This window comes from Demequina lignilytica, from assembly GCF_030418305.1.
Lineage (GTDB): Bacteria > Actinomycetota > Actinomycetes > Actinomycetales > Demequinaceae > Demequina > Demequina lignilytica.
The window spans coordinates 595,962-620,499 of sequence record NZ_JAUHPX010000001.1; the positions used below are offsets into that span (position 1 = coordinate 595,962).

A 24,538-nucleotide genomic window follows, 5' to 3' on the forward strand; every position below is an offset into this window, starting at 1 on the left:
CGTCACCCCCGTCCCGCGCCGCGACCTCGCATCAGGATCACCGCGGTGGCGACCACGGCGATGGCGCCCGCGCCCCCCAGGATCCAGCCCCAGCCGGGCACCCCCGCGGTCGCGGCGACAGCGTCGGGCGTCGCCGACGGGGTCGGCGAGGACGACTCCGGGGTCTCCGAGGCCGAGGGGGACGATCCGGGCGTCGCCGTCGCCGTCACCGTCACCACGGGCGCGGGGCTCGGCGTGGGCTCCTCGGGCGCGTAGGTGAACGCGATCGATCCCTCGATCGGGTGGCCGTCTGCCGACACGACGCGGAACCGCAGCGTGTTCTCCCCCGGCGCGATCGCTCCCTCCGGCACGGGCGCGGTGACGGTCTCGGTCACGTCACCGATCTCGAGCTCGGTGGGGGTGCCGTCGGGCGCCACCAGCACCAGCTCGTTGCCGATGTCGAGCAGCTGCTCGGTGAACTCGAGGGAGACCTCCGTGAGCTCTGTGACGGTGTCGCCGTCGGCGGGGCTGGAGGAGACGAGCGCGGTGTGGGCGGCCGCCGGCGCCGCGAGCGCGAGCGCGGCCAGCAGCGCCGCCGCCGCGGCGAGGCCGTGACGGACCAGAGCAGTGACGGACATGGGGCAAGTCTGGCACGGGCCGCATCGGCGGCCTCGTCACCGGATGGTCACCCGATGGTCACCGGCGCTCAAGCGGGCGGTCACCGTTCCGTCGTCCGCGGCTGTCACCGTGAGGGTGTGAAGATCGCGCTGGTCGCAGAGTCCTTCCTCCCCCACACCAACGGGGTCACCCACTCGCTCCTGCGGGTCCTGGATCACCTCGCCGCCCGCGGCGACGACGCCGTGGTGATCGCACCCGAGGCACCCGGGGCGCCCGACCGCGTGGGCGACGCCCCGGTGGTCCACGTGCCCGCCGTCGGCTGGCCGGGCTACCGCGACGTGCGGGTCGCCACCCGCGGCGTCCGCACCCTCGCGCGGGTGCTCGAGCGGACCGCGCCGGACGTGGTCCACCTCGCGTCGCCGTTCGTGCTCGGCTGGGCCGCGGTGCGCGCGGCCGCCGCGGTCCGCGTGCCGGCTGTCGCCGTGTACCAGACGGACGTGCCGTCCTACGCGGCGGCGTACGGCGCCCCCTGGGGCGAGCCGCTCCTCTGGAATCGCGTGCGCAGCATCCACACCGCAGCCGACCTCACCCTCGCGCCGTCGACCGCGGCGATCGCCCAGCTCGGGGCTCTCGGCGTCGACCGGCTCGCGCTCTGGCCCCGCGGCGTGGACACGGTGCGGTTCGACCCGTCCCGCCGCGACGCCGCGCTCCGCGCGCGGTGGGCGCCGGGCGGCGAGGTCGTCGTGGGCTACGTCGGGCGCCTCGCCCCCGAGAAGCGCGTGGGCGACCTGGCGAGGATCGCCCGGATGCCGGGCGTCCGGGTGGTGGTGATCGGCGAGGGACCCGAGGGGGCCCGCCTCCGCCGCCGGGTCCCCGAGGCGGAGTTCGCAGGGTTCCTCGGTGGCGGCGAGCTCGCCCGCGCCGTCGCGAGCCTCGACGTCATGGTGCACCCGGGCGAGCTCGAGACCTTCGGGCAGTCGGTGCAGGAGGCGCTGGCCGCCGGGGTGCCGGTGATCGCGCCTCGTGCCGGCGGCCCGGTGGATCTCATCCGGCACGGTGAGAACGGGTTCCTCTACGCGCCGGGACGGCTCGACCAGATGGCTCACGCCGTCCAGTCCCTGGTGGACGACCCGTACCTGCGCCTCCTGATGGGCGCTCATGCCCGCGTCTCGGTGGAGGGCCGCACCTGGCCGCGCGTGTGCGCCACCCTGGTCGACCACTACCGCGCCGTCACGGCGCCCACGGGAGCGCACCGATGAGGATCGCCCAGGTCGCCAACTTCCACGGCCCCCGCTCCGGCGGCCTGCGGACGGCGCTGCGCGCGCTGGGACGCGGCTACGTCGACAGCGGCGACGACGTGCTGCTCGTGGTGCCGGGCGACCGCGATCACGCCGAGGACACGCCGCAGGGGCACCTCGTGACCCTGCACAGCCCGGCGCTGCCCGGCTCCGGCGGCTATCGCGTGATCACGAGGCTCGCCGCCGTGAAGGAAATCCTGGCGAGGTTCGCTCCCGACGCGCTCGAGGTCCACGATCGCACCACGCTGATCCCGCTCGCGGACTGGGCGCGACGGCGCCGCGTCGTGACCGCCTTCGTCGCGCACGAACGGGCCGACGGGGTCCTCGCCGGCCTCGCGCCGCGCGCCGGGGTGGCAGCCGCACGGCGGCTGGCCGCCGCTCACTCCCGCGACGTCGCCCGCCGGTTCGACCTCGTGGTCGCCACCACCTCGTTCGCCGGCGAGGAGCTCGCTCGGGCGGGCGCGCGCGTCGACACCGTCCCGTTGGGCGTCGACCTCCTGACGTTCGATCCGCGGCGGCACTCGCCCCTCGCGCGCCGCGCACTTGCGCGCCCCGAGGAGACGCTCGTGGTGCTCGCGTCCCGGCTGTCCTCGGAGAAGCGGCCCGAGATCGCGGTGGAGGCCGTGCGCGAGCTCGCCGCGCGAGGGCGCCCCGTCCGGCTCGTCGTCGCAGGCTCCGGCCCGCTGGACCGTCGCCTGCGCCGCCGGGCGCGCGACCTGCCGGTGGAGTTCGTCGGCTTCGTCGACGACCGCCGCACCTATGCCGCCCTGCTCGCCAGCGCGGACGTGCTGGTCGCACCGGGTCCCATCGAGACCTTCGGGCTCGCGGCGCTCGAGGGGCTCGCCTCGGGCACCCCGGCGGTGGTGAATCGCGCGTCGGCGCTTCCCGAGGTGGTCGGCGCCGCCGGGATCGGCGCCGAGGGCACGCCCGACGCGTTCGCCGACGGCGTCGAGGCGATCCTCGCGCGGGACGGGCGCGAGCGCCGGCTCGCCGCACGCTCGCGCGCGGAGGAGCTGCCGTGGCACGCGACCGTCGCGCGGATGCGGGCGCTCCACGTCGGCGCGCTGGCGGGCCTGCGATGACGGGGCCCCGCGTGGTCGCGCTCGGCGACTCGATCACGCTCGGCGTCGGTGACGGGGTGCAGGACGCGCGCGGCGACGTCGGATGGGCGGCGCTGGCCGCCCGCGCGCTCGGCGCGGCCTCGTTCCTGAACCTGGCCCGCAACGGCGCACGCGCGCGCGATCTCCGCGACCGTCAGCTCCCCGCCGCGCTGGCGGCCATGCCCGACCTCGCGCTCATCACCGTCGGCGGCAACGATGCGCTGCGGGGCGACTTCTCCCCGGTCGAGCTGGAGACCGCGCTCGGGCAGGTCATCGACGTCCTGGAGGATGCGGGCTGCCGCGTGGTGACCGTCTCCCTCGACCGGATCGGGCTGTTCGACCTCGCCCCGAAGGCCGTCGCGGAGGCCATGGCGGCGCGCATCGGCGCCGTGAACGGGGCGATCGCGCGGGCGGTGGCACCCACCGACGCGGTCGTGATCGACGGGGCGACGCTCCTGGCGTCGCTGGGTCGCCGCGCGTGGCACGTCGACCGGATCCATCCCTCGCCGGCCGGACACCGCGCGCTCGCTCGCGCCGGCGCGCGGGCGGTCGAGGGCGAGTGGCCCGCCGTGGAGGGGATCCCCGCGGCACCGGCGCCGCCCGGCGCTCTCGCCGTGGTCGCGTGGCTCGTGGTCAACGGCCTGCCGTGGGCGGTGAAGCGCTCCCGTGACCTGCTGCCCCAGGTCACCCTGGTGGTCGCGCGCGAGCTGAGGCACGAACGGCGGGCGCGCCGCGAGGGGCGCACCCGCCGTACGTTGCCCGGAGCCGGCTGAGGAGGCCCCGGGCGGCTGGGCTCAGACCAGCCAGCTCTTCTCGCCGACCATCCCGCGCCACCATCGGCCGAGGCCGATCGACTGGTGCTCGAGCTCCACCAGCACGATCGCAGGGATCGCGAGGCCCATGATGATGTGGTCGTCCAGGAACGGGTTCGTGGTCGGCCACAGGTGCGACGTGTACATCATGAGCAGCATGAGCGGCGCCGTCCACGCGGCGACCTTGGTGCCGATGCCCAGCATCAGCGCGAGCCCGATGCCGGCGAGACCGATCATGAAGATCCAGTCGGTCCACCTGTACTGTCCGAGGTTCGAGTAGAAGTCGGCGAGGGGCCCGGTGGCCGAGCCGAGGTAGCCCTCGGTCACGTGACCGCCGGAGAGCCAGGCGCGGTCGCACATGACGGTGGTGACGCCGGTCTCCGAGTCCTTGCAGGTCGAGTAGCCGAGCCCGATCAGCTTGTCGAAGAACGGCCAGAGGAAGTAGAAGCCCAGCGCGATGCGCGTGATGCTGAGGAGCGCCCATCCCGCGCGGCTGCGCGTGACCTCGCTCGTGGTGGTCGGTTCCGCTGTTGCCATGACTGCATCCCCCTTCATGAGACGGCACGGCGCCAGGTGCGACACCGGTGTCCGCAAGGTCCACGGTACTCCGCGTACACGGATTTTCCAGGGCACACGCGACCGCCACACGCGACGAGCCCCCGGTCCGCCGCGGAGGGTGGCGGACCGGGGGCTCGACGAGCGGTCGGCTAGACCAACCAGCCGTTCTTCTGCACGACCGGCAGCGAGCGCCACCAGCGGCCGAGGCCGACCGACTGGCGCTCCTTCTCGACCAGCACGATCGCGGCGATCGCGAGGATGTAGATGAGGTGCTCGTCGAGGATCGGGTTGGTGACCGTCGGCATCTGCGTCAGGTACATGAAGAACAGCATGAGGCCGGCCGACCACGCGCCGATCTTGGTGCCGATGCCGAGCATCAGGGCGACGCCGACGCCGGCGAGGCCGAGCATGAACGGCCAGTCGGTCCAGCGCTCGGCGCCGAGGTTCACGAAGAACTCGTGGAACGGGCTGTTGACGTTGCCGCCGTAGACCAGGTAGCCCTCGGTCACGGACCCGCCGTTGACCCACGCCCTCTCGCAGAAGGCGTCGATCGTGAAGGTCCCGTCCTCGGCGACGGTCCGGCACACGGAGTAGCCGAGGCCCAGGAGCTTGTCGAGGAAGGCCCACAGGAAGTAGAAGCCGAGCGCGATGCGGGTGACGCTCAGCAGCGTCCAGCCGACCTTCGAGCGGGTGACGACCGCGGCCTCCGCGGTCTGAACGGTGTCTGCCATTGTTCTCTCCAGATGAGGTGCGGGCCGGGGCCCGGCGGCGCTGGGGGTAGCGCCTGCGGCCAACTTATTGATGCATCATCCAGTTATCGCGGGACCTCCGTCCCGACTTCTGGACGTCCGTCGAAAAGGGTCGTCAACCAGGAGTGACGATGTGAGCGCTCACCTGCGCCGCCACGCCCGCCGCCATGTCCACCGAGCGGTCGAGGAGCCACTGGACCTGGAGCCCGTCCATCACGGCGACGAGGCGGCGCGCCGCGTCCGCCGGGTCGACGCCGGGCGTCAGCCGGCCGTCCTCCGCGAGCTCGCGGTAGGCGCGCTCGACCATCCCGAGCAGGCTCGCGTAGCGGGCGACGAAGAAGTCGTGGGCGGGATGGGACGGCGCGGTCGCCTCGCCCGCGAGCGTGGCGAACAGTTCGACGATCCCGGGCGCCGCGGCGTTGCGGGCGGCCGTCTCGACCAGGTGCGCGAGCAGGTCCTCGCCGTGGAGCGCGTCCATGCCGCCGCCCGGCGCACCCACGCTGTCGCGGCGCTCGAGCACCGCCATGAGCAGCGCCGCCTTGGTCGGGAAGTGGTAGAGCAGCGCCGGATGCGTGAGCCCGCAGCGCGCGGCGATCTCGCGGACCGAGGCCGCGGCGTAACCGGACTCGGCGAAGGCGTCGACGGCCGCGTCCAGGATGAGCGCCCGCGTCCCCGCGCCCCTCGCGCTGAGCTCGTGCCCGCCCATCTCCACCCCCGCATCGTCCGTCGCGCCGAGCGCGTCGCGGACCGCTGTCGCAACGTTTCGACTTCTGTTTTACCATGTGGTAGAACTCTGACACCAGCAGCCCTCACCGCGCGAAAGGACCCGCCGTGACCGCACCCCAGTACCTGGACGCCTCGCTCCCCGTCGCCGACCGCGTCGCCGACCTGCTGGAGAGGATGACGCTGCCCGAGAAGGTGGGGCAGATGATCCAGATGCACACCTATTCGGGCGTCCCGCACCTGATCGAGGAGCTGCACGTCGGCTCGATCCTCCACGCGTCGCCCGAGCGTCTCGAGCTCGCCCACGCGCTGGTCGAGCAGACCCGGCTGCGGATCCCGCTGCTGATCGGCGAGGACTGCATCCACGGCCACTCCTTCTTCAAGGGCGCGACCATCTTCCCGACCCAGCTGGGCATGGCGGCGACCTGGGACCCGGCGCTGGTCGAGCGGGTCGCCCGCGCCACGGCGGTCGAGGTCTCGGCGACCGGGATCCACTGGACCTTCTCCCCCGTCCTGTGCATCGCGCGCGACCTGCGCTGGGGACGTGTCTCCGAGACGTTCGGCGAGGATCCGTACCTGCTCGGCGAGCTGGGCGCCGCGATGGTGAGCGGCTACCAGGGCGACGGGCTGTCGGACCCGACGGCGATCCTCGCGACCGCCAAGCACTTCGCGGGCTATTCCGAGACGCAGGGCGGACGCGACGCCTCCGAGGCCGACATCTCCCCGCGCAAGCTCCGCTCCTGGTACCTGCCGCCGTTCGAGCGCGTCGCGCGCGCCGGCTGCGGGACGTTCATGCTCGGCTACCAGGCGATCGACGGGGTCCCGATCACCGTCAACGAGTGGCTGCTCAAGGACGTCCTCCGCGACGAGTGGGGCTACGGCGGCACCCTCATCACGGACTGGGACAACGTCGGCAACCTGGTCCGCGAGCAGCGCCTGTTCCCGGACTACGCGCACGCCGCCGCCGCCGCGGTGAACGCCGGCAACGACATGATCATGACCACGCCGGCCTTCTTCCAGGGCGCGCAGGACGCGGTCGCGCAGGGGCTCCTGGAGGAGTCGCGCATCGACCAGGCCGTCGCGCGCATCCTCACCCTGAAGTTCGAGCTCGGGCTCTTCGAGGACCGCCGCGCCGCCGACCCCGAGCGCCAGGCCGCGGTGATCCAGGCTCCCGCCCACCGCGAGCTCAACCTCGAGGTGGCGCGCCGATCGCTGGTGCTGCTCGAGAACGACGGGCTGCTCCCTCTCCCCGACGACCGTCCGCTCACCCTCGCCGTCGTGGGCCCCAACGCCGACGACGCGGACTGGATGCTCGGCGACTGGGCGGGCCGCTCGGGGCAGGCCGACTGGCTCGCGGAGGGCCACCCGCGCGAGCTGACGACGACCGTCCTCGACGGCCTCCGCGCCGCCGCTCCGGCCGGCAGCGAGGTCCGCCACGCACGCGGCGCCGAGATCATCACCACCGGCCCCGACCCGAAGGGCGCGTTCTTCCCCGACGGGCAGCCGCGCCCGCACATCGCGATGCCCGTCGAGCCGGACAGCGAGATGATCGACGCGGCCGTCGCGGCGGCCGCGGGCGCGGATGCCGTGGTCGCGGTGCTCGGCGACCGCATCGAGCTGGTGGGCGAGGGCAAGTCGACGGCGACGCTCGAGCTGCTCGGCGGTCAGGTCGCGCTGCTCGACGCGCTCGTCGAGACCGGCACCCCGGTGATCCTGGTGGTCCTCGCGTCGAAGCCGCACGTGCTGCCCCCGTCTGCCGAGCGTACGGCCGCGGTGATCTGGGCGGCGAACCCCGGGATGGCCGGCGGCACCGCCCTCGCCGAGCTGCTGCTCGGCGCGATCGAGCCCTCGGGCCGCCTGCCGATCTCCTGGCCCCGCCACGTGGGCCAGCAGCCGACGTTCTACAACCAGATCGAGGCGCAGCACGGATACCGCTACGCCGACCTCACGCAGGAGCCCCGCTGGGTGTTCGGCGAGGGCCTGTCGTACTCGAGCGTCGCCTACGCGGACCTCCGTCTCGCCGCCGGCAGGCTGACCCTCGCGGACACCATCCAGGCGACCGTCACCGTCACCAACACCGGCACCCGTCCCGTGCGGGAGACGGTGCAGGCCTACGTCCGCGACGTCACCACGTCCGCGACCTGGGCCGACCGCGAGCTCAAGGGCTTCACGCAGGTCGACCTCGCCGCCGGCGAGAGCGTCGAGGCGACCGTCGCGATCCCCGTGGCGGACTGCACCATGGTGACCGCGCGCGGCGAGCGCATCGTCGAGCCGGGCGCCTTCCAGGTGCTCGTCGGCCCGTCCTCGCGCCCGGACGCCCTGCTGGTCGCCGACGTCGAGATGGTCGCGTGACCCACGGACCGCGCCGGTAGGGTCTCGCTGTGACCGCTCCCCGCGAGCGGGGCATGGTCGCCCCGCACCTCCGCCGCGCCCGCCTGGGCGTGACGCTGCTGTTCTTCACCAACGCCGTCGCCTGGGCGAACCTGGTGCCCCGCCTGCCCGAGGTGAGGACCGAGCTCGGGCTGAGCTACACGCAGTTCGGCCTCGCCATCGCGATGATGCCGGTGGGCGCGCTCACGCTCGGCCTCGCCGCCGCACCGCTGATCCGCCGCTTCCACTCGGGCAACGTGGCGACGGCGGGCGCGATCGCGCTCGCGGTGGCGTCCGCGCTGGCGGGCGTCGCGCCCACGGGGATCCTGTTCGCCGGAGCCCTGTTCCTCGCCGGCGCCTTCGACTCGCTCACCGACGTCGCGCAGAACTCCCACGGGCTGCGGGTGCAGCGCGGCTACGGGCGCTCGATCCTCAACGCGATGCACGGCGTCTGGTCGATGGGCGCGGTGGTCGGCGGCCTCACGGGCGGGGCCGCGGCGGGGCTCGGGCTGCCGCTGAGCGCCCACCTGGGCGTGGTCGCGGCGCTCGTGGCGATCATCAACGTCGCGGGTCACCGCCTGCTGATGCGCGGACCCGATCCGCGCGGGGACGTCAGCGCCTCGACCCCCGAGGCGCACGGCTCCCCGTCGGACGCGCCCGCCGGGCCGGGCCCGCGCGGCGCTCGGACCTCCGTCTCGGGCCGGACCTGGGCGCTGCTGGTGGCGCTCGGGATCATCGCCATGTCGGGCACCTGGGTCGAGGACGCGGGCGCGACGTGGGGCGCGAGCTACCTGCGAGACGAGCTGGGCGCCATCGCCTCGATCGCCGCGCTCGGCTTCGTGTCGCTCCAGGCGATGCAGATGGTCGGCCGCCTGACGGGAGACCGCATGGTGGACCGCTGGGGGCAGCGGGCCGTCGCCCGCGCCGGCGCCGCGATCGGCCTGGCCGGCATGGGCACGGCGCTCGCCTTCCCGACCGTGTGGGGCACGGTGATCGGATTCGGCGCCGCCGGCTTCGGGGTCGCGACGCTCATCCCGTCCGCGATGGCCGCGGCCGACGACCTCCCCGGCTTCAAGCACGGCTCCGCGCTGACCTACATGGGCTGGCTGCTGCGCGCGAGCTTCCTGGTCTCGCCCCCGCTGGTGGGTCTGATCGCGGACGCCACGGGAATCCGCTACGGCCTCATGCTCATGCCGCTGTCCGCGGTGGCGGTGCTGATCCTGGCGCGCGTGCTGCCGCGCGCCGCCACCTGACCCCCCCACCAACCCGCCAAGACACTCAGGACCGCTGAGAGCGCCGCGGCGCGCGCTGCGGGACACTGAGGACCGATGGACACTCATCTCAAGACCGACCCCGGCGCCCCATCGGGCTTCTACGAGGCCGAGGCGGCGGGCCTCGCCTGGCTCGCCACGGCTCCCGGCGGCGCGCGCACCGTGACGGTCGTCGAGGTCGCGCCGGGGCGCATCGTCCTGGAGCGCATCGTCCCGGCACGGCCGTCGCCGGCCGCCGCCCACGCCTTCGGCGGTGCCCTCGCCCGCACGCACGCCGCGGGGGCGCACGCGTTCGGCGCCCGCCCCGCCGGCTGGGACGGACCGCTCTTCATCGGCAGCCGGGAGATGCCCACGACCGCCGCGGACAGCTGGGGCGCGTTCTACGCCGAGGCACGTGTGCTGCCGTTCCTCGCGCCGGCGCTCGCCGCCGGCTACCTGCACGACGGCGAGGCGCGCATCGTCCGCGACGCCTGCGACCTGATCGCCTCGGGCGCGTTCGACGACCCCGCGCCTCCCGCACGGATCCACGGCGATCTCTGGTCGGGCAACGTGCTCTGGTCGCCCGACGGCGTGGTGCTGATCGACCCGGCCGCGCACGGCGGGCACCCCGAGACCGACCTCGCGATGCTCGCCCTGTTCGGGCTGCCGTTCCTGGACGATGCGGTGGCCGGCTACGCGGAGGCGGCGCCGCTGCGGGCAGGGTGGAGGAGCAGGGTCCCCGTGCACCAGCTGCATCCCCTCGCCGTCCACGCGGCGGGGCACGGCCGCGCCTACGGGGCGGCCCTGGCCGACGCGGCGCGCGCGACCCTCGCGCTGCGTGACGCCTAGCTCGTGACGCCTAGCTCGCGGCGCCGACCACGCGGATCAGCCCGCGGACACGACCGCCCTGGCCTTCGCGACCGCGGCATCGAGATCGTCGACCAGGTGGTCGGTGTCGGCGAGCGCATCGAGCGCGCCCGTGTGCTCGAGCAACGGCAGATGGCGAGGCTGGACACCCTTGACGAGCACGGTGACGCCTCGCCTCTCCAGCGACGCCACCACCTCGCCGAGCACCTGTGCGCCCGTGGTGTCGAGCATGCGCACCTGCGACATGCGCAGGATCACCACCTCGACCCCGTGGACGCGAGCCACGCGCTCGAGCACCCGGTCCGCGGCGCCGAAGAACAGGGCTCCGTCGAGGCGAAGGAGCGCGATGCGCTCGTCGCCGTGCGCCGCGTCACCCGGGAGCTCCTCGCGGTGGACTCCCGCGGCCCGCGCAACCGCGCGCAGCGCGAACAGCGCCGCACCGGCGACGCCGATCGCGATCGCATAGATCAGGTCGACGCTCACCGTGACGAGCGCGGTCACGACGAAGAGGACGGCATCCTGTCGCGACGCCCGCATCACGGAGCGCACCACGGCCGGGCGGACCATGGTGACCGCGGTGACCATCAGCACCCCCGCGAGCGCCGCGAGCGGCACCCGCGCGACCGCCGCGGAAGCGACCACCACCACGCCGAGCAGCACCAGGGCGTGCGTCACGGCCGCGAGCCGCGTCCGCGCGCCGGATCGCACGTTGACCGCGGTCCGCGCGATCGCACCCGTGGCGGGCATCCCGCCGACGAGGCCCGAGGCGATCGAGGCGAGCCCCTGACCGACGAGCTCGCGGTCCGCGTCGTAGCCGCTCACAACGGCGCGCGCATGCGCCACGCGCGCGGACAGCAGCGACTCGATCGCCGCGAGCGCAGCGATGGCGAGCGCCGGCATCGCGAGGGCCTCGAGCGCGCCCAGGCTCGTCTCGGGCAGAGCCGGCGCCGGCAGCCCCGCGGGCAGCTCGCCGATGACGGGAACCTCCCAGCCGAGCACCACGACGGCGCCGGTCGCGACGACGATCGCGACGATCGTGCCGGGCACCACCCGCGAGACCCGCGGCCAGACGGCCATGATGACCACCACGGACGCCACGAGCGCGAGCGTCCGCCACGCCGCCGACCAGTCGGCGTGCGTCACGGCCGCGAATGCCGCGGCCCACGCCTTCGCCCCGTGCGCGCCCTCCGTGCTCCCCACGGCGGCAGGGACCTGCTGCAGGAGGATGATGAGCGCGATGCCGAGCGTGAAGCCCTCGATCACCGGCCACGGGATCAGGCCGACGAGCCGGCCCAGCCGCAGCGCTCCGGCGGCGATCACGATCACTCCGGCCATGACGGTGACGAGCGCGAGCGCACCCGCGCCCTCCTTGGCGAGGATCGGGGCGAGCACCACCACCATCGCGCCGGTGGGCCCCGACACCTGGATGCCCGACCCGCCGAACACGGCGGCGACCAGGCCGGCGACGATCGCGGTGATCAGGCCCGCCTCGGCTCCCGCGCCCGAGGTCACGCCGAACCCGAGCGCGAGCGGCAGCGCCACGACGCCGACGCTGACGCCCGCCAGCAGGTCCCCTCGCCACGAGCGGCGCAACCCGGCGTAGTCCGTGGGACCGGGCAGCAGCCCGCGGATCCCGGCGATCATGGATCCTCCGGTCATCGCGCCGGCGTCACGGCGTCGGCACGGTCGAGCTCGGCGAGCGCGCCGCGCGCCTCGAGGACGTCGCGCAGGACGATGCGGGCGGCGGCGAGCAGACCGGCGACGGACGGGTGGGCCAACCGGTAGGACACGGAGCTCCCGGTGCGCTCGGACAGGACGAGTCCGTAGCCCCGCAGCACGCGCAGGTGCTGGGACAGGTGCGACGGCTCGAGCCCGGTGCGATCGAGCAGGTCGGCGACCGTGGTCTCGTCCGACTCGGCGAGCAGCTCGAGGACCCGGATGCGCACCGGATGGGCGAGCCCCTTGAACAGGTCCGCCTTGACCTCGTTGAGCGGCCGCCCCGTGTGCATGACCCACCTCGTCCCCGCGCCGCCCGGTGGCGCGACTTGATGATTTCATCATGCCACCAAGTCGGGAGTGCCATTGCCATGCCCTCGACCGCGCTCCGCTACAGCTCGACCAGCTCCCCGGGCGCGGGCAGCTCGAGCGGGATCTCCACGAGCCCGCCCGGCCGGAAGTGCGAGCCGAGCAGCCGCAGCCCGATCTCGCTCGTGGCACGCTCGTGGATCCCGATCACCCGCGCCGGAGCCACGGCCCGGACGTAGTCGATCGCCTCGGACAGCTTCATCCACGGACCCGAGACCGGGAGCAGCAGGACGTCGATCAGGACGCCGGGCACCTCGAACGAGTCTCCGGGGTGGAACACGGTGCCGTCGATGAGGTAGCCGACGTTCGCCACGCGCGGCAGGTCGCGATGCACGATCGCGTGCAGGCCCCCGTGCACGGTGACCTCGATCCCGTCGATCAGCAGGGCGTCGCCCGGCGCCACCACCTTCGCCTGGGCGGGCAGGCGCTCGGCCCACTCGCCCACGACCGCCTGCGGCCCGTAGACCCGCAGGTCCTGACGCGACTCGAGCGCCTCTCCGATCGCCCCCACGTTGGCGTGGTCCATGTGCTCGTGCGTGATGAGGATCACCGAGGTCCGCGCGATCAGCTCGTCGGCGTCCGGCGTGAAGCCGCCCGGGTCGATCAGGAGGTGCCCGTCGCCGGCGTCGATCTCCACGCACGCGTGGGCGTGCTTCGTGAGGCGCATGCGCGCTCCTCTCTTCCAGCCCAAGCCAACCACGCCGCGCCGGGAATGAATACCGCGACCTGGCGTTAGTTACATGCAAATGCATATAATCGGCGGCGAAGACCCCGCCCTCGCGTCAGGAGAGAGATCATGCAGTTCGGCATCATGTCCGTCTCGGACATCACCCGCGACCCCGTCAGCGGCCACACGCCCTCCGAGGCCGAGCGCATCGACGCGATCGTCAGGATCGCGGTGCACGCGGAGGAGGTGGGCCTCGACGTCTTCGCGATCGGCGAGCACCACAACCCGCCGTTCTTCTCGAGCTCGCCGACGACGCTGCTGGCGCACATCGCGGCGCTCACCGAGCGCCTCCAGGTGACCACGAGCACCACGCTCATCACCACCAACGACCCGGTGCGCCTGGCCGAGGACTACGCGATGCTCCAGCACCTCGCGAAGGGCCGCATGGACCTGATGCTCGGCCGCGGCAACACCGCGCCCGTGTACCCGTGGTTCGGCCAGGACATCCGCCAGGGGCTGCCGCTGGCGCTCGAGAACTACAACCTGCTGCACCGCCTGTGGCGCGAGGACGTCGTGGACTGGGAGGGTCAGTTCCGCACTCCGCTGCAGGGATTCACCTCGACCCCGCGCCCGCTCGACGACGTCCCGCCGTTCGTGTGGCACGGCTCGATCCGCACGCCGGAGATCGCCGAGCAGGCCGCGTTCTACGGCAACGGCTACTTCGCCAACAACATCTTCTGGCCCAAGGAGCACTACCAGCGCCTGATCCGCTTCTACCGCCAGCGCTTCGAGCACTACGGCCACGGCACCCAGAAGCAGGCGGTGGTGGGCCTCGGCGGGCAGTCGTTCATCGCGAAGAACAGCCAGGACGCGCATGCGCAGTTCCGCCCCTACTTCGACGAGGCTCCCGTGTACGGACACGGCCCGTCCATGGAGGACTTCGAGAAGATGACGCCGCTGAGCGTCGGCTCGCCGCAGGAGGTCATCGACAAGACGCTGACGTTCCAGGAGTTCTTCGGCGACTACCAGCGCCAGCTGTTCCTGGTCGACCACGCCGGCCTGCCGCTGAAGACCGTGCTCGAGCAGCTCGACCTGCTGGGCGAGCACGTGGTGCCGGTGCTGCGCGAGGAGCTCGAGAAGCGCCGCGACCCCGAGTCGCCCGCGAACCCGCCGTCGCACGCCGACCTGGTGAAGGCCAAGTACGGCGACGCCGGCGCCCGCCAGCCGCGCCCGAACGCCAACCGCGGCGACAACGTCACCGGAGGCTCGCCCTACCAGGACTCGGAGACCGAGGTCTCCGCCTACCCCACCCTGTAGGGACGATGCGATGACCGCCACCGCACCCGCCGCGGCCCCCGCGCGCGCACGCTCGCATCTCGCGAACGACGCCTGGGAGGCGACGATGGCCGCGCACGCGACGCTCATGCGCCGCTTCGCCGCCGAGGACCTGTGGTCCGACGTGTCGATGCGCGAGTACGACGTCCTGTACACGCTGTCCAAGTGCGACGAGCCCCAGCGGCTGTCCGAGCTGGGGCGCCACGTCCTGCTGAGCCAGCCGGCGCTGTCGCGCCTGGTCGACCGGCTGGTCGAGCGCGGGCTGGTGGCACGATGCGCGGATCCGTCCGATGCGCGTGCCGCCCACCTGACCCTCACCCCGACGGGCCGCGACCTCCAGCGCCGCATCGGGCGCCGGCACGGCGCCTCGGTCGCCAGGGCGATGACCGCGGCCCTCACCGAGGAGGAGCTCACGCTCCTCGAGTCCCTCACCCACAAGCTGTCCCAGGAGCACCGATCATGACCGACTTCCGGCTCGTCATCGTGAGCGCGGGCGTGTCCGACCCGTCGTCGACGCGCCTGCTCGCCGACCGCGCCACCCAACGAGTGAGTTCACTCGCTGAAAAGCGTGGCCACACCGTCACCACCACCGTCATCGACCTGCGGGAGCTCCTGCCCGAGCTGCCTGCGGCCATGTCCAGCCAGCTGCTCGGGCCGCGCTTCACCCGTGCGGTCGACGCCCTGGTCCGGGCGGACGGCCTGGTGGTCGCCTCCCCCGTCTACAAGGCGGGCCTGTCCGGCCTGTTCACCAGCTTCTTCCAGGTCATCGACAACGACCTGCTGATCGGCAAGCCGGTGATCCTCGGCGCCACCGCGGGCACCGCCCGCCACGCCCTGGTGGTCGACGAGGAGATGCGTGCCCTGTTCGCCTACCTGCGCACGCTGCCCGTGCCGACCAGCCTGTTCGCCTCCACCGAGGACTGGACGGACAAGGCGCTCGGAGCTCGGATCGAGCGCGCCGGACGCGAGCTGGTGCTGCTCATGGAGTCCGGCTTCGCCCGCGCCGTGCGCGACGAGTCGTGGGACTCGTATCAGCACTCCTACGGCTCCGCCGGCGGCACGGAGCTCGACATCGACCTGTCCTCGGACATGATGCGCCTCGCGACAGGCGGCTCGCTCCGCGACTCCGACGACGACCCGTTCGACCCGCGGCGGGCCTGATGGCGGACGTCACCTGGAACGAGGACGAGTCGCGCTACGAGCTGCGCGCCGACGGCGCCTTCGCGGGCTTCGCGGATGTCGCCGTCGCCGACGGCGTCGCGACCTTCACGCACACCGAGATCTCCCACGGCTTCCAAGGCAAGGGGCTGGCGGGCGTGCTGGCTCACGGCGCGCTGACGGACGCGACCGCGCGGGGGCTCGCGGTGCGCGCGCAGTGCCCCTACATCCGCGCGTACCTCAAGAAGCACACCGTCGAGGGCGTGCGCGTGGTGCCCAACCGGGCATGACGGTGCCGGCTGGGCCAGTGACGCGCGTCCTCGCACCACGCGAGGTGCCGCTGGGCGGCCTGCGCGCGATGAGCGTGCAGCGCTCGCTCCCCCAGCGGGGGATGCCGAGCATCGGGGCATGGTGCTTCGTGGACCGTTTCGGCCCCGAGGACTCGCTCATGCGGGTCGACCCGCATCCTCACATCGGCCTCCAGACCGTCACGTGGCCGCTGCTCGGAGAGATCCGCCACCGGGACGGGCTCGGCTCCGACGTGGTCCTGCGCCCAGGCCAGCTCAACCTGATGACAAGCGGCGCGGGGATCGCCCACTCCGAGTACGCCACCGGCGCCGTCCCGTCTCCGGCCGACGGCGTCCAGCTCTGGGTCGCGCTCCCCGACCATGCGCGCCACCGGGCTCCCGCGTTCGAGACCCACACCGAGCTGCCCCGGGTCGCGCTCCCCTCGACGGCCGGGGGCGCCGTGGCGACGGTGATGCTGGGCGAGCTGGCCGGTGCGCTCTCCCCTGCCACGGTGCACACCCCGATCGTCGGAGCCCAGATCGATCTCGCCGCGGGCACCTCCACCGAGCTCCCGTTGAACCCGAGCTGGGAGCACGGCATCCTGCTGCTGTCCGGCGACGTGAGCCTCTCGGCGGACGGGTCTCCCCTCCCCGGCCCCCCGACGAGCGGCATCCTGTTCCTGGGCGAGGGGATCTCAGCGGTGACGGCCGCGTCCGAGGCAGGCGCGACCATGATGCTGATCGGCGGGGAGCCTTTCGGCGAGGACCTCGTGATGTGGTGGAACTTCGTGGGCCGCTCGCACGAGGAGATCGTCGCCGCCCATCACGACTGGACAGCGCGGACCGGGCGCTTCGCCGAGGTCCCGGGGCACACGTCGCGCATCCCCGCACCCGGCCTCCCGACGGCTCGGCTCACGGCGCGACGCCGGGCGATCTGACGGCGGCCCACGGCTGGCCGGCGGCGAGCGCTCCTGCCCGCTCGAGCCAGTGCTCGGGTGCGGCCATCGCTGCCTCGGCGGACCCCGCGAGCGCCGTCAGCGACACCGACCAGCACCCCGGGTCCGCGGCCACCTCGCCGGCGATCACCGCGACGCGTGGGAACGCGTCGAGCGCGTGCCCGGCCACCTTGCCCGTCCTGGACTGCGCGTCGAAGCGGCCCTCGCCGGTGATCACGAGGTCGGCGGCCACGCCCGCCTGCGCGAGCCCGGTGATCCGGGCCACCGCCGCCGCGCCCGGCGTGAGCGTCGCCCCCCAGTGGAGCAGCGCGTACCCCACGCCGCCGGCGGCACCCGCGCCGGGGGCCGTCGGGTCCGACCCCAGGCGCGCGGCCACCGCCTCGAGGCGGCTCTCGAGCGCCTCGACCTGCGCGGGTGACGCGCCCTTCTGAGGCCCGAAGACCGCCGCCGCGCCGCTCGGCCCGAGCAGCGGTGCCGTCACGTCGGTGAGCACCACCGCGCCCCCGACCGGCGGGCGACGCGACCCGAGCGCCTCGAGCACCGGCATCCCGCCGTCCGTGGAGGCCGACCCGCCGATCGCGACCACCAGCCTCTCGCATCCCGCGTCGATCGCCGCGGCGATCACCTCGCCGAGCCCCCGTGAGGTCGCCGCCAGGGCGTCGAGCGCGGGCATGAGGTGCAGTCCTGCCACGACGGCGAGCTCGCACAGTGCCGTGCCGTCGCCCAGGTCGAGCCAGACTCCCGGGACGGGTGATCCCGCCGGCCCCGTCACCGTGCCGCCGGGCACCGCGCGCAGCTCAGCGCCCGGCACCGCGCGCCTCACGCAGGCGAGGGTCCCCTCCCCGCCGTCCGCCTGCGGGATCTCGGCCACCGCATCGTCCGGTCGCACGGACCGCCAGCCCCGGGCGATGGCCGCCGCCGCGCGCTCGGACGGGCACGTGCCCTTGAACGAGTCGGGCGCGATCACCACGGTGGCCATGGGATCACCCTGGCACTACGCGCGCGGACCCACCAGGGTCGCGCGCACCCGGATCGCGGTGGTGCTGAGCGGGACCTTGCCCGGCGCGTCCCACGCGGTCGAGCCACCCTCGCCCACCCAGGCGTTCAGGTTCGCGCCGAGCGTCCCGGCCAGGACGCCCTCGACGGACCCGTCGGCCGCGGCCGCTCCCCACACGACGGGGAACGACGCGGTGCCGCCGCCGTGAAGGTGCGCCTGCACGGTCGGCGGAAGGACCGCGACGGCCCCGAGGTCGGGCGTCACCGCCGCGCGCGCGTCGGCGCGCCGTAGCGCCTCGTGCTGCGCCCGGGTCAGCCCGATGACTCCGCCGTGCTTGGTGGCGGGCGGGAGGTCGAATCCGGGGCTGTCCAGGATCCTCCAGGGGCGTTCCGCGTCGAGGTCGGCGGCCACCAGCGGTCGGTAGCCGCCGTCGGGGATCACATCGACGTAGAGGTACCACCGGTCCCGGCCATGCGCGCGGAACATCAGCGGCCCCTCGACGCCGTGGCCGCGCGCGTGCTCCTCGCCGAGCCGGTCCTGCACGGGCTCCCACACCGCGTCGGCCTCCCACCAGCGCGCCGCCTCGGTGCGCTCCATGACGATGCCCCGCGCGGTCGCGCCGTTGTCCTTGGTGACGCGGTACGTGCGGCCCGCGTGCTCGATCATCGAGCAGTCGATCGCGTGGTCGCCGGTGTCGAGGAGGATGCCGCCGTACCGCCACGTCTCCTGGGTGAAGTCCGTGGTAGTGCCCCAGACGATGCGGTGGTGACCGCCGGCGACGCCGGCGGAGAAGTAGACGACGAAGCCGCCCTCGCCCGGGCCGAGCAGGTCCGGCACCCAGGTGCTCTCCGGCGCCCACATCATGTCGAGCGCGGGCACCCCGGGGGCGGGTGCGCCGTCCGCGCCCCGGCACACGTCGAGCTGGCGCAGGGGGCTCCAGACGATCAGGTCGCGCGACTCCCACACGTTCATCAGCGTCGAGGAGCCGTGCGTCCAGGCGTCCCAGCCCAGGTCGTCGCCGCCGAACACCCGCAGGTCGGTGGCGATGATGAAGTACCGGCCGGTGGCCGGGTCGAACGTCAGGTGGGGGTCGCGGACCCCGGTGGTACCCAGGTGGGAGGCGAGCACCGGCTCCCCGCCGTTGAGGCGGTCCCAGGCCTCCGCATCGTCGCCCCGCGACAGCGACAGGTGGACCTTCTCGCGGTAACCCTCGGCGTCCTCGACGAAGTGCACCATGAGGTAGCCGTAGGGCTCCTCGCCGCTCATCGCACGCGCACCGTCACGCTGACGTCGCGGAGCTCCGGGAGCAGCTCCTCCTCGGTCTCCATGTCGAGCACCGGCATGCCGTCGGCGGCCCAGTGCACCCTCCGCACGAAGGTGTCGCGACCCGTCAGGCCCTTGTGGTCCGTGCGGGCGTGGAACACGTAGAGCAGGTTGCCGTGCTCGTCCTCCGACCACATGCCGTGACCGGTGCCGAGCTGCATCTCGCCGTTGTAGGGCCCCGACTTCTGGATCGGGTGGCCCAGCCGGCGCCACGCGGCGGGGTCGGTGAGGTCGACGCCGGCCCCGGCGGGCGCGGTCGCGAGGCCCGTGGTGTAGCTGTCGCCCACCGACGAGCCGGAGTAGAGCAGGTGGAGGGTGTCACCGCGGCGATGGATGTTCGGGCCCTCCGCGATGAGGTTGTCCCACGCGAACTCCGGCGCCAGGATCCGCACGGGGTCGGAGGTCAGCCGCGTCGGATCCGCGGGGTCGAACGTCGCGATGAACACCGAACCGAGCATCTGCCAGGAATAATAGTGCGTGCCAGAGTCCTCGAGGTAGGTCATGTCGAGGGAGATGCCCTGGAGGTGGTTGAGCGCGGATCCGTCCGCGCGGACCACCTGGCGCGCCGCGGTCCAGTGGGCGGGCACCGTCGGGTCGAGGTGCCGGCCGTCGGCGGCCTTGCGCAGCTGGACGATGCTCGCGCGCCCCGTCCACATGTCCGTCGGGTCGCCGTAGCTCGGCATGAAGAGGATCGACAGGGTGCCGTCGATCAGGTGGATCTCGGGCGCCCAGAAGCATCCGGTCATCGCCTCCCCGCGGGCGTCGAGCGAGCCGTGGACCAGCAGGTCGACCTCGGCGACGCGGCCCGCCTCGAGCGCCTCGTCGGAGAGGTCCTCGATGCGCGCGGCCATCCGGATCGGCATCCCGACGGGCTCGCCCGAGTTCGCGACCGGGTCCATGTGGAGATCCTTGGTCGCGATCATGAGGAAGCGCCGCTCGCCGTCCACCTCGACGGGGACGATGCTCGGGTCGGCCCGCTCGTCGGCGAACGGCGTCGGATACACGGGCTGGATCACGGCGCCGGGCACCTCGTGGTCGCCAGCGGCCGCGGTGTCGATCGCGGCGAGCGCGTCGAGGTCCCAGGCGATCGCGAGCGAGCCGGTGGAGCCGTCGTCGTAGGTCAGGTGGAGGCGCGCGGGGAGCATCGCCGGTGCGAGCGTCGCGCCGGCCGGGACCTCGATCGCGGCCAGGGGCTCGGCGCCCGTGTTGCGGATGGGGCCGAGGCGGATCTCGAGCGCCCGCGCCACGTCAGCGGGCACGCGCAGGGTGCTCGCACGGTCGGCGGCTCCGGGGATGCCCGCGGCGTCGATCAGGCCGGGGATCGCGGCCTCGCCGGGCACGGGCGCGCCGACCGTCGACGCGTCGCCCAGGTCTCCGACCGTGCAGTGGAACGGGCTCCCCGCCTCGTCCACCCAGGTGAGGACGTACGCGCCGGCCGCGGCGTCGTAGGCGGCAGCGGGGCGGTGCACGCCCGCCGCCGTCGGCAGCTCGAGCAGCCCGACCTCGCGGAACTCGAGCAGGTCGGGCGAGACCGCCACCAGCACGCTCGACCTCTCCGTGCCGTCCGGCCCGCCGCCGCGCGCGACCCGGGTGGCGACGACCGCGTAGCCGCCGTCCGGCGTCGCGAGCAGGCACGGGTCGACGAGCGAGCGGATGATCTCATCGGAGGTACCGAGCGCGGGCGGCGTCTCCGAGGTGCGGGCGAAGAACACCCCGTAGTTGTCGAACAGCGGCTCCCAGCCCGCCTCGCGCTCGATCGCGAGGTGCAGGCTGAGCGCGATGTCCGCGTTGTTCGCCTCCGCCTCCGAGGTGGGCGCTCGGTGGTAGGCCGCGAGCCTCACGGACGTGTCGGATGCGGGTGCGTCGGGAGTGGCGCCCTCATCGGCGCCGGGCGGATTTCCGGTCACAAGGCCAGGAGTCTAGCCCCGGAAGACCCGAATTTACAACGATTACCAAAGCGCCGGCAGCCGCGAGGGGTCGACGCCGCGTGCGCGCGCGATCACCCTCCCCCGCTGCGACCGCGGGAAGCGGGCGATGATCTCCCGCAGCTCCTCCGCGCCCACGTCGGCACCGAACGTCTCCGTGCCGGGCTCGACCATCGCGCCGGCGGCGAGCGGGCCGATCGGCACGGGATCGAACCCGAGGGCGTCCACCAGCGCGCCCACGCGGGCGACGTCGTCCGGGTGGTCCCCCGCGATCGCGAGGGCGCGGCGGGCGGGATCCCCGGCGGGCCGCCCCAGGTTCTCGAGCTCCCATGCGCTCGCATGGCCGAACGCCTTCACCACCCGGGACTCCGCCAGCCACCGCTGCACGGACTCGGACGTCGAGGTGCGCGGGTCCTCGAGGTCGGGACGCGCCCCGTCGAGCTCCCACCAGTAGTTGGTCGCATCCACCACGAGCGCTCCCGCGAGGGCGTGCGGCGGCACCGTCTCCAGCCTCCCGAGCGGGAGCGCGAGGATCACGATGTCAGCCGTCGCCACCCGCGCCAACGCATCGGCGTCGCCCGACCCGGTCGAGTCGACCTCCAGGCCCGCGCGCACGCACAGGCCCGCGATCACGCCGCCGAAGCGGCCCCTGCCGAGGATGCCGACGCGTGGTGCCATGCGCGCATCGTGCCATGCACGCGCGGTCAGAGCTTGCGCACCTCGATCACGGCGTGCAACCCCTCGGGGGTCAGGCACGCCATCGCGTCGCGCACGTCGATCCCCGCCGACTCGAGCATGGCGGCCGCCTTCTCGAGCGAGCGAGGGTGCGAGCCCGCGAAGCCGATCCCGTACTCGAGCATGAGCGGCAGCGGACGGTCGGGAAGGGAGACCGAGAACATGAGGACACCCCCCGGGCGCACCGCGGCGTAGCCCCGACGCAGCAGCTCGACCGCTCGCCCGTCGGCGAGCAGGTCCGTCACGGCGACCAGGTCGACCAGATCCTGCGACTCCGGCCCGACCACGCCGTCCAGGCCCTCGCGGGACGCGATGCGCCAGTTGAGCAGGCGATGGCAGGACGGGTCCACGCCGGCGGCCGCCAGCGCGCGCCGCGCCAGCTCCCGCGCGTCGCCGCACCCGTCGAAGAAGCCGGCGGTGACGGACGCGCCCGACTCGCCGGCGTCGGCCACCGCGCCCACCATCGGCAGCGCGGCCCCGCAGCCGACTGAGGTCCACGCCTGCGGGCGGTTGACGTCGAGCAGGGTGCGCGCCGCGAGCCACTGCTGGATCCGGGCGCGTGCCCGCGCGCCGCGCGCGTCGATCGCGTGCAGGAAGAATCCCCGCTCGAAGTCGTCGAGCTCCTGGCCGGCGAACAGCGAACCGTCATCGCCCAACGCGAGCAGGCGCCGCTGATGGGGCAGGAACACGTTCGCGAGGGCCCCGCCGGAGACCAGCCTGCGCGCCCAGTGCGCGAGCGCCGGCGAGTGGTAGATCCGTGCAGCGACGCCGTTGAGCGATCCGATCACGATCCCGCCGCTGCGGATCTCGGGGCGCGCGGGCCGGCGCATCGCGCGCAGATCCGCCTCCCACTGCTCGAACATGGCGGCGTAGGCGGCGCCGCCGGCCGGATCATCGTCCGACTCGTCGGCGACGCTCATCCGCAGCACACGCAGCCCGCTGGGCTCGATCGACGCGCTCCCGACGTGCACCGCGAGCGCGCTCATGCGCTCGTCCTGCCCGATCCTGTCCCGGAGAGCCCCCTCAGGCATCCGTGCCACGATCCACCTCCGCATTCTCCCGGCCCGTAGGCCGCCCCCATTTGAGACGCGAGATCCGGAGGCTCCTCAGCGTGTCGCTCCCCCGGCGTGTCGAGAACGATGCTATGCATGGTCACCCGCCCAGGACAACCCCCTACTTTCGGGGGGCGCCAGGGACCAAGGTCCCCGATGTCGGCCGCCCCTGCGACAATCGACCGGTGGATGCCACCCCTGCCCCGGTCGAGACCGCCGCCCAGCCCGACGCCCCGCACGACCTGAGGCGACGCCACGCGGTCGTCATCTGGACCCTGATCATCGCGGCCTTCGTGGTGATCCTGAACGAGACGGTGATGGGCGTCGCCATCCCTCATCTGAAGGACGACCTCGGGATCTCCGCCGTCGACGCCCAATGGCTCACCACGGCCTTCCTGCTGACCATGGCGGTGGTGATCCCGATCACCGGCTTCCTCCTGCAGCGGTTCCACACCCGGCCGGTGTACCTCACGGCGATGGCGCTCTTCACCCTCGGGACGCTGGTCGCCGCCCTCGCGCCGGGCTTCGAGGTCCTGCTCGCGGCGCGCGTGATCCAGGCGAGCGGCACCGCGATCATGATGCCGCTGCTCATCACCACGGTGATGCAGCTCGAGCCGCCCGCGACGCGCGGCCGGCGCATGGGATCGATCACGGTGGTGATCGCCGTCGCCCCGGCGATCGGCCCCACCATCTCCGGGTTGATCCTCAACGCGTTCAGCTGGCGCTTCATGTTCGTGTTCGTGCTGCCGATCGCGGTGGCGGTCCTCGCGATCGGCTGGCGCCTGATGGAGAACGTCACGGAGCCGCGCAAGGCCCCGCTCGACCTCCTCTCGGTGGCGCTGTCCGCGGTCGGCTTCGGCGGGCTCGTGTACGGCCTCAGCACGGTCGGCGAGGGCGGAGGCGGCGTGGCTCCCGAGACCGTGGTCGCGCTCGCGGTCGGCGGGCTCGGGGTGGGCGCCTTCATCTGGCGGCAGCTGGTGCTGCAGCGGGTGGACGACGCGCTCCTGGACCTGCGCACGTTCCGCACGCCGACGTTCTCGGTCGCGGTGGTGATGTTCATCGTGAGCATGATGGCGCTGTTCGGGATGATCATCCTGCTGCCGCTCTTCATGCAGGACGTGCTGGGCCTCAGCGTGCTCCAGAGCGGCCTGATGCTGCTGCCAGGAGGCCTCGTGATGGGGCTCATGGGTCCGATCGTGGGCCGCGCGTACGACCGCATCGGGGCACGCCCGCTGGTGCTGCCCGGCGCGATCGTCACCGCCGGCGTGCTCTGGGTGCTGGCCGCGATCCTCTCCCCGACCACACCGTGGTGGCAGCTGGTCGCGGCGCACTCCGCGATGTCGGTGGGGCTGGCGCTCCTGTTCACGCCGCTGTTCTCGGCCAGCCTGGGGTCGCTTCCGGCGCGCCTGTACTCGCACGGGTCCGCGACGGTCTCGGCGCTGCAGCAGGTGGCGGGCGCGGCGGGCACGGCCCTCTTCGTGTCCACGATGGCGTCGATCGGTGCCGCGCGCGTCGCCGAGGGGGTCGACCCTGCCGCGGCGCAGTCGGCCGGCATGCGAGGCGCCTTCACCATCGCCGCGATCCTCGCGACGGTGTCGATCGGCGCGGCCCTCGCGGTGCGCACCCCGGACGACGCCGCCTCCGCGCCGGTCGGTCACTGACGCCGCGGCGCGGGTCCGGTGTCGCAGGCACAC

At 73.6% G+C, this 24,538-nt stretch carries 24 protein-coding genes; 12 read left to right on the plus strand and 12 right to left on the minus strand.

Going from position 1 to position 24,538, the window contains the following annotated elements; all coding sequences use genetic code 11:
• Positions 1-2: 2 nt before the first annotated feature.
• Positions 3-617 carry a copper resistance CopC family protein gene (locus QQX10_RS02755; RefSeq protein WP_301120210.1) on the minus strand — a complete coding sequence of 205 codons (615 nt, stop codon included), beginning with the start codon at positions 615-617 and terminating at the stop codon, positions 3-5.
• 117 nt (positions 618-734) lie between these two features.
• Between QQX10_RS02755 and QQX10_RS02760 the strand changes: the two genes are divergently transcribed.
• Genes QQX10_RS02760 through QQX10_RS02770 form a run of 3 tightly spaced genes read left to right on the plus strand, consistent with a single transcriptional unit; the run spans position 735 to position 3,768 of the window.
• Positions 735-1,856 (plus strand): glycosyltransferase family 4 protein, encoded by a 1,122-nt coding sequence (locus QQX10_RS02760; protein WP_301120208.1) that lies wholly within the window; start codon positions 735-737, stop codon positions 1,854-1,856.
• On the plus strand, positions 1,853-2,977 hold the full coding sequence (locus QQX10_RS02765; RefSeq protein WP_301120206.1) for a glycosyltransferase: 1,125 nt from the start codon (positions 1,853-1,855) through the stop codon (positions 2,975-2,977). Before QQX10_RS02760 ends, QQX10_RS02765 begins: the two co-directional genes overlap by 4 nt.
• On the plus strand, positions 2,974-3,768 hold the full coding sequence (locus tag QQX10_RS02770; RefSeq protein ID WP_301120204.1) for an SGNH/GDSL hydrolase family protein: 795 nt from the start codon (positions 2,974-2,976) through the stop codon (positions 3,766-3,768). Before QQX10_RS02765 ends, QQX10_RS02770 begins: the two co-directional genes overlap by 4 nt.
• 21 nt (positions 3,769-3,789) lie before the next feature.
• Here QQX10_RS02770 and QQX10_RS02775 read toward each other — a convergent pair whose 3' ends face one another.
• The 3 genes from QQX10_RS02775 to QQX10_RS02785 form a co-directional block, all read right to left on the minus strand.
• Positions 3,790-4,344, minus strand: a complete 555-nt coding sequence (locus QQX10_RS02775; protein ID WP_301120202.1) for a DoxX family protein — start codon at positions 4,342-4,344, stop codon at positions 3,790-3,792.
• Positions 4,345-4,514: 170 nt separating this feature from the next.
• Entirely contained in the window at positions 4,515-5,096 is a 582-nt protein-coding gene (locus tag QQX10_RS02780; RefSeq protein WP_301120200.1) for a DoxX family protein, read from the minus strand.
• A gap of 133 nt (positions 5,097-5,229) precedes the next feature.
• Entirely contained in the window at positions 5,230-5,820 is a 591-nt protein-coding gene (locus tag QQX10_RS02785; protein WP_301120543.1) for a TetR family transcriptional regulator, read from the minus strand.
• Positions 5,821-5,945: 125 nt separating this feature from the next.
• Between QQX10_RS02785 and QQX10_RS02790 the strand changes: the two genes are divergently transcribed.
• The 3 genes from QQX10_RS02790 (at position 5,946) to QQX10_RS02800 (ending at position 10,306) form a co-directional block, all read left to right on the plus strand.
• Entirely contained in the window at positions 5,946-8,189 is a 2,244-nt protein-coding gene (locus QQX10_RS02790) for a glycoside hydrolase family 3 N-terminal domain-containing protein (RefSeq protein WP_301120198.1), read from the plus strand.
• Positions 8,190-8,218: 29 nt separating this feature from the next.
• Positions 8,219-9,460 (plus strand): MFS transporter, encoded by a 1,242-nt coding sequence (locus QQX10_RS02795; RefSeq protein WP_301120196.1) that lies wholly within the window; start codon positions 8,219-8,221, stop codon positions 9,458-9,460.
• Between the two features lie 75 nt (positions 9,461-9,535).
• Entirely contained in the window at positions 9,536-10,306 is a 771-nt protein-coding gene (locus QQX10_RS02800) for a fructosamine kinase family protein (protein WP_301120194.1), read from the plus strand.
• Between the two features lie 36 nt (positions 10,307-10,342).
• Here the strand turns inward: QQX10_RS02800 and QQX10_RS02805 are convergent, their stop codons facing one another.
• The 3 genes from QQX10_RS02805 to QQX10_RS02815 all read right to left on the minus strand — a co-directional run bounded on the left by QQX10_RS02805 (position 10,343) and on the right by QQX10_RS02815 (position 13,076).
• Positions 10,343-11,968, minus strand: a complete 1,626-nt coding sequence (locus tag QQX10_RS02805; protein WP_301120192.1) for a SulP family inorganic anion transporter — start codon at positions 11,966-11,968, stop codon at positions 10,343-10,345.
• An 11-nt stretch (positions 11,969-11,979) separates the two neighbouring features.
• Positions 11,980-12,333, minus strand: a complete 354-nt coding sequence (locus QQX10_RS02810; RefSeq protein ID WP_301120190.1) for an ArsR/SmtB family transcription factor — start codon at positions 12,331-12,333, stop codon at positions 11,980-11,982.
• A gap of 98 nt (positions 12,334-12,431) precedes the next feature.
• On the minus strand, positions 12,432-13,076 hold the full coding sequence (locus QQX10_RS02815; protein ID WP_301120188.1) for an MBL fold metallo-hydrolase: 645 nt from the start codon (positions 13,074-13,076) through the stop codon (positions 12,432-12,434).
• A 129-nt stretch (positions 13,077-13,205) separates the two neighbouring features.
• On the opposite strand from QQX10_RS02815, the gene QQX10_RS02820 reads away from it, so the two are divergent.
• From QQX10_RS02820 to QQX10_RS02840, 5 genes are read left to right on the plus strand one after another with little or no spacing between them, the layout of a single operon-like run.
• On the plus strand, positions 13,206-14,393 hold the full coding sequence (locus QQX10_RS02820) for an LLM class flavin-dependent oxidoreductase (protein WP_301120186.1): 1,188 nt from the start codon (positions 13,206-13,208) through the stop codon (positions 14,391-14,393).
• Positions 14,394-14,403: 10 nt separating this feature from the next.
• On the plus strand, positions 14,404-14,874 hold the full coding sequence (locus QQX10_RS02825) for a MarR family winged helix-turn-helix transcriptional regulator (RefSeq protein WP_301120184.1): 471 nt from the start codon (positions 14,404-14,406) through the stop codon (positions 14,872-14,874).
• Positions 14,871-15,572, plus strand: a complete 702-nt coding sequence (locus QQX10_RS02830; RefSeq protein WP_301120164.1) for a CE1759 family FMN reductase — start codon at positions 14,871-14,873, stop codon at positions 15,570-15,572. The genes QQX10_RS02825 and QQX10_RS02830 overlap by 4 nt, the downstream gene beginning before the upstream one ends.
• Positions 15,572-15,859 (plus strand): GNAT family N-acetyltransferase, encoded by a 288-nt coding sequence (locus QQX10_RS02835; RefSeq protein WP_301120161.1) that lies wholly within the window; start codon positions 15,572-15,574, stop codon positions 15,857-15,859. The genes QQX10_RS02830 and QQX10_RS02835 overlap by 1 nt, the downstream gene beginning before the upstream one ends.
• A 17-nt stretch (positions 15,860-15,876) precedes the next feature.
• Positions 15,877-16,794, plus strand: a complete 918-nt coding sequence (locus QQX10_RS02840) for a pirin family protein (protein ID WP_301120159.1) — start codon at positions 15,877-15,879, stop codon at positions 16,792-16,794.
• On the opposite strand, the gene QQX10_RS02845 is transcribed toward QQX10_RS02840, so the two are convergent.
• The 5 genes from QQX10_RS02845 to QQX10_RS02865 are packed head-to-tail and all read right to left on the minus strand — an operon-like array spanning position 16,769 to position 22,778.
• The gene (locus tag QQX10_RS02845) at positions 16,769-17,791 is read right to left on the minus strand and encodes a glycerate kinase family protein (protein WP_301120157.1); all 1,023 of its coding nucleotides are present in this window, start codon (positions 17,789-17,791) and stop codon (positions 16,769-16,771) included. The two genes, QQX10_RS02840 and QQX10_RS02845, sit on opposite strands and share 26 nt — an antisense overlap.
• Before the next feature lie 15 nt (positions 17,792-17,806).
• Positions 17,807-19,075 (minus strand): glycoside hydrolase family 43 protein, encoded by a 1,269-nt coding sequence (locus QQX10_RS02850; RefSeq protein ID WP_301120155.1) that lies wholly within the window; start codon positions 19,073-19,075, stop codon positions 17,807-17,809.
• The gene (locus tag QQX10_RS02855) at positions 19,072-21,039 is read right to left on the minus strand and encodes a family 43 glycosylhydrolase (protein WP_301120153.1); all 1,968 of its coding nucleotides are present in this window, start codon (positions 21,037-21,039) and stop codon (positions 19,072-19,074) included. Before QQX10_RS02855 ends, QQX10_RS02850 begins: the two co-directional genes overlap by 4 nt.
• Positions 21,040-21,081: 42 nt before the next feature.
• Positions 21,082-21,735, minus strand: coding sequence for an NADPH-dependent F420 reductase (locus QQX10_RS02860; protein WP_301120152.1), 654 nt, complete (start codon positions 21,733-21,735; stop codon positions 21,082-21,084).
• A 26-nt stretch (positions 21,736-21,761) separates the two neighbouring features.
• On the minus strand, positions 21,762-22,778 hold the full coding sequence (locus QQX10_RS02865) for a hypothetical protein (RefSeq protein ID WP_301120148.1): 1,017 nt from the start codon (positions 22,776-22,778) through the stop codon (positions 21,762-21,764).
• 158 nt (positions 22,779-22,936) lie between these two features.
• Here QQX10_RS02865 and QQX10_RS02870 point away from each other — a divergent pair, with 158 nt between their 5' ends.
• Positions 22,937-24,505: an MDR family MFS transporter gene (locus QQX10_RS02870; RefSeq protein WP_436968549.1), complete on the plus strand. Its 1,569-nt coding sequence runs from the start codon at positions 22,937-22,939 to the stop codon at positions 24,503-24,505.
• Positions 24,506-24,538 lie beyond the last annotated feature (33 nt).

What these genes read in the sequence shown, in the direction of transcription:
- QQX10_RS02825 (WP_301120184.1), top strand. Translation starts at nt 14,404, where the DNA reads ATGACCGCCACCGCACCCGCCGCGGCCCCCGCGCGCGCACGCTCGCAT.
- QQX10_RS02815 (WP_301120188.1), bottom strand. Translation starts at nt 13,076, where the DNA reads ATGCGCCTCACGAAGCACGCCCACGCGTGCGTGGAGATCGACGCCGGC.
- QQX10_RS02755 (WP_301120210.1), bottom strand. Translation starts at nt 617, where the DNA reads ATGTCCGTCACTGCTCTGGTCCGTCACGGCCTCGCCGCGGCGGCGGCG.
- QQX10_RS02830 (WP_301120164.1), top strand. Translation starts at nt 14,871, where the DNA reads ATGACCGACTTCCGGCTCGTCATCGTGAGCGCGGGCGTGTCCGACCCG.
- QQX10_RS02785 (WP_301120543.1), bottom strand. Translation starts at nt 5,820, where the DNA reads ATGGGCGGGCACGAGCTCAGCGCGAGGGGCGCGGGGACGCGGGCGCTC.
- QQX10_RS02845 (WP_301120157.1), bottom strand. Translation starts at nt 17,791, where the DNA reads ATGGCCACCGTGGTGATCGCGCCCGACTCGTTCAAGGGCACGTGCCCG.
- QQX10_RS02780 (WP_301120200.1), bottom strand. Translation starts at nt 5,096, where the DNA reads ATGGCAGACACCGTTCAGACCGCGGAGGCCGCGGTCGTCACCCGCTCG.
- QQX10_RS02820 (WP_301120186.1), top strand. Translation starts at nt 13,206, where the DNA reads ATGCAGTTCGGCATCATGTCCGTCTCGGACATCACCCGCGACCCCGTC.
- QQX10_RS02765 (WP_301120206.1), top strand. Translation starts at nt 1,853, where the DNA reads ATGAGGATCGCCCAGGTCGCCAACTTCCACGGCCCCCGCTCCGGCGGC.
- QQX10_RS02850 (WP_301120155.1), bottom strand. Translation starts at nt 19,075, where the DNA reads ATGAGCGGCGAGGAGCCCTACGGCTACCTCATGGTGCACTTCGTCGAG.
- QQX10_RS02770 (WP_301120204.1), top strand. Translation starts at nt 2,974, where the DNA reads ATGACGGGGCCCCGCGTGGTCGCGCTCGGCGACTCGATCACGCTCGGC.
- QQX10_RS02835 (WP_301120161.1), top strand. Translation starts at nt 15,572, where the DNA reads ATGGCGGACGTCACCTGGAACGAGGACGAGTCGCGCTACGAGCTGCGC.
- QQX10_RS02775 (WP_301120202.1), bottom strand. Translation starts at nt 4,344, where the DNA reads ATGGCAACAGCGGAACCGACCACCACGAGCGAGGTCACGCGCAGCCGC.
- QQX10_RS02800 (WP_301120194.1), top strand. Translation starts at nt 9,536, where the DNA reads ATGGACACTCATCTCAAGACCGACCCCGGCGCCCCATCGGGCTTCTAC.
- QQX10_RS02865 (WP_301120148.1), bottom strand. Translation starts at nt 22,778, where the DNA reads ATGAGCGCGCTCGCGGTGCACGTCGGGAGCGCGTCGATCGAGCCCAGC.
- QQX10_RS02860 (WP_301120152.1), bottom strand. Translation starts at nt 21,735, where the DNA reads ATGGCACCACGCGTCGGCATCCTCGGCAGGGGCCGCTTCGGCGGCGTG.
- QQX10_RS02805 (WP_301120192.1), bottom strand. Translation starts at nt 11,968, where the DNA reads ATGATCGCCGGGATCCGCGGGCTGCTGCCCGGTCCCACGGACTACGCC.
- QQX10_RS02810 (WP_301120190.1), bottom strand. Translation starts at nt 12,333, where the DNA reads ATGCACACGGGGCGGCCGCTCAACGAGGTCAAGGCGGACCTGTTCAAG.
- QQX10_RS02870 (WP_436968549.1), top strand. Translation starts at nt 22,937, where the DNA reads ATGCATGGTCACCCGCCCAGGACAACCCCCTACTTTCGGGGGGCGCCA.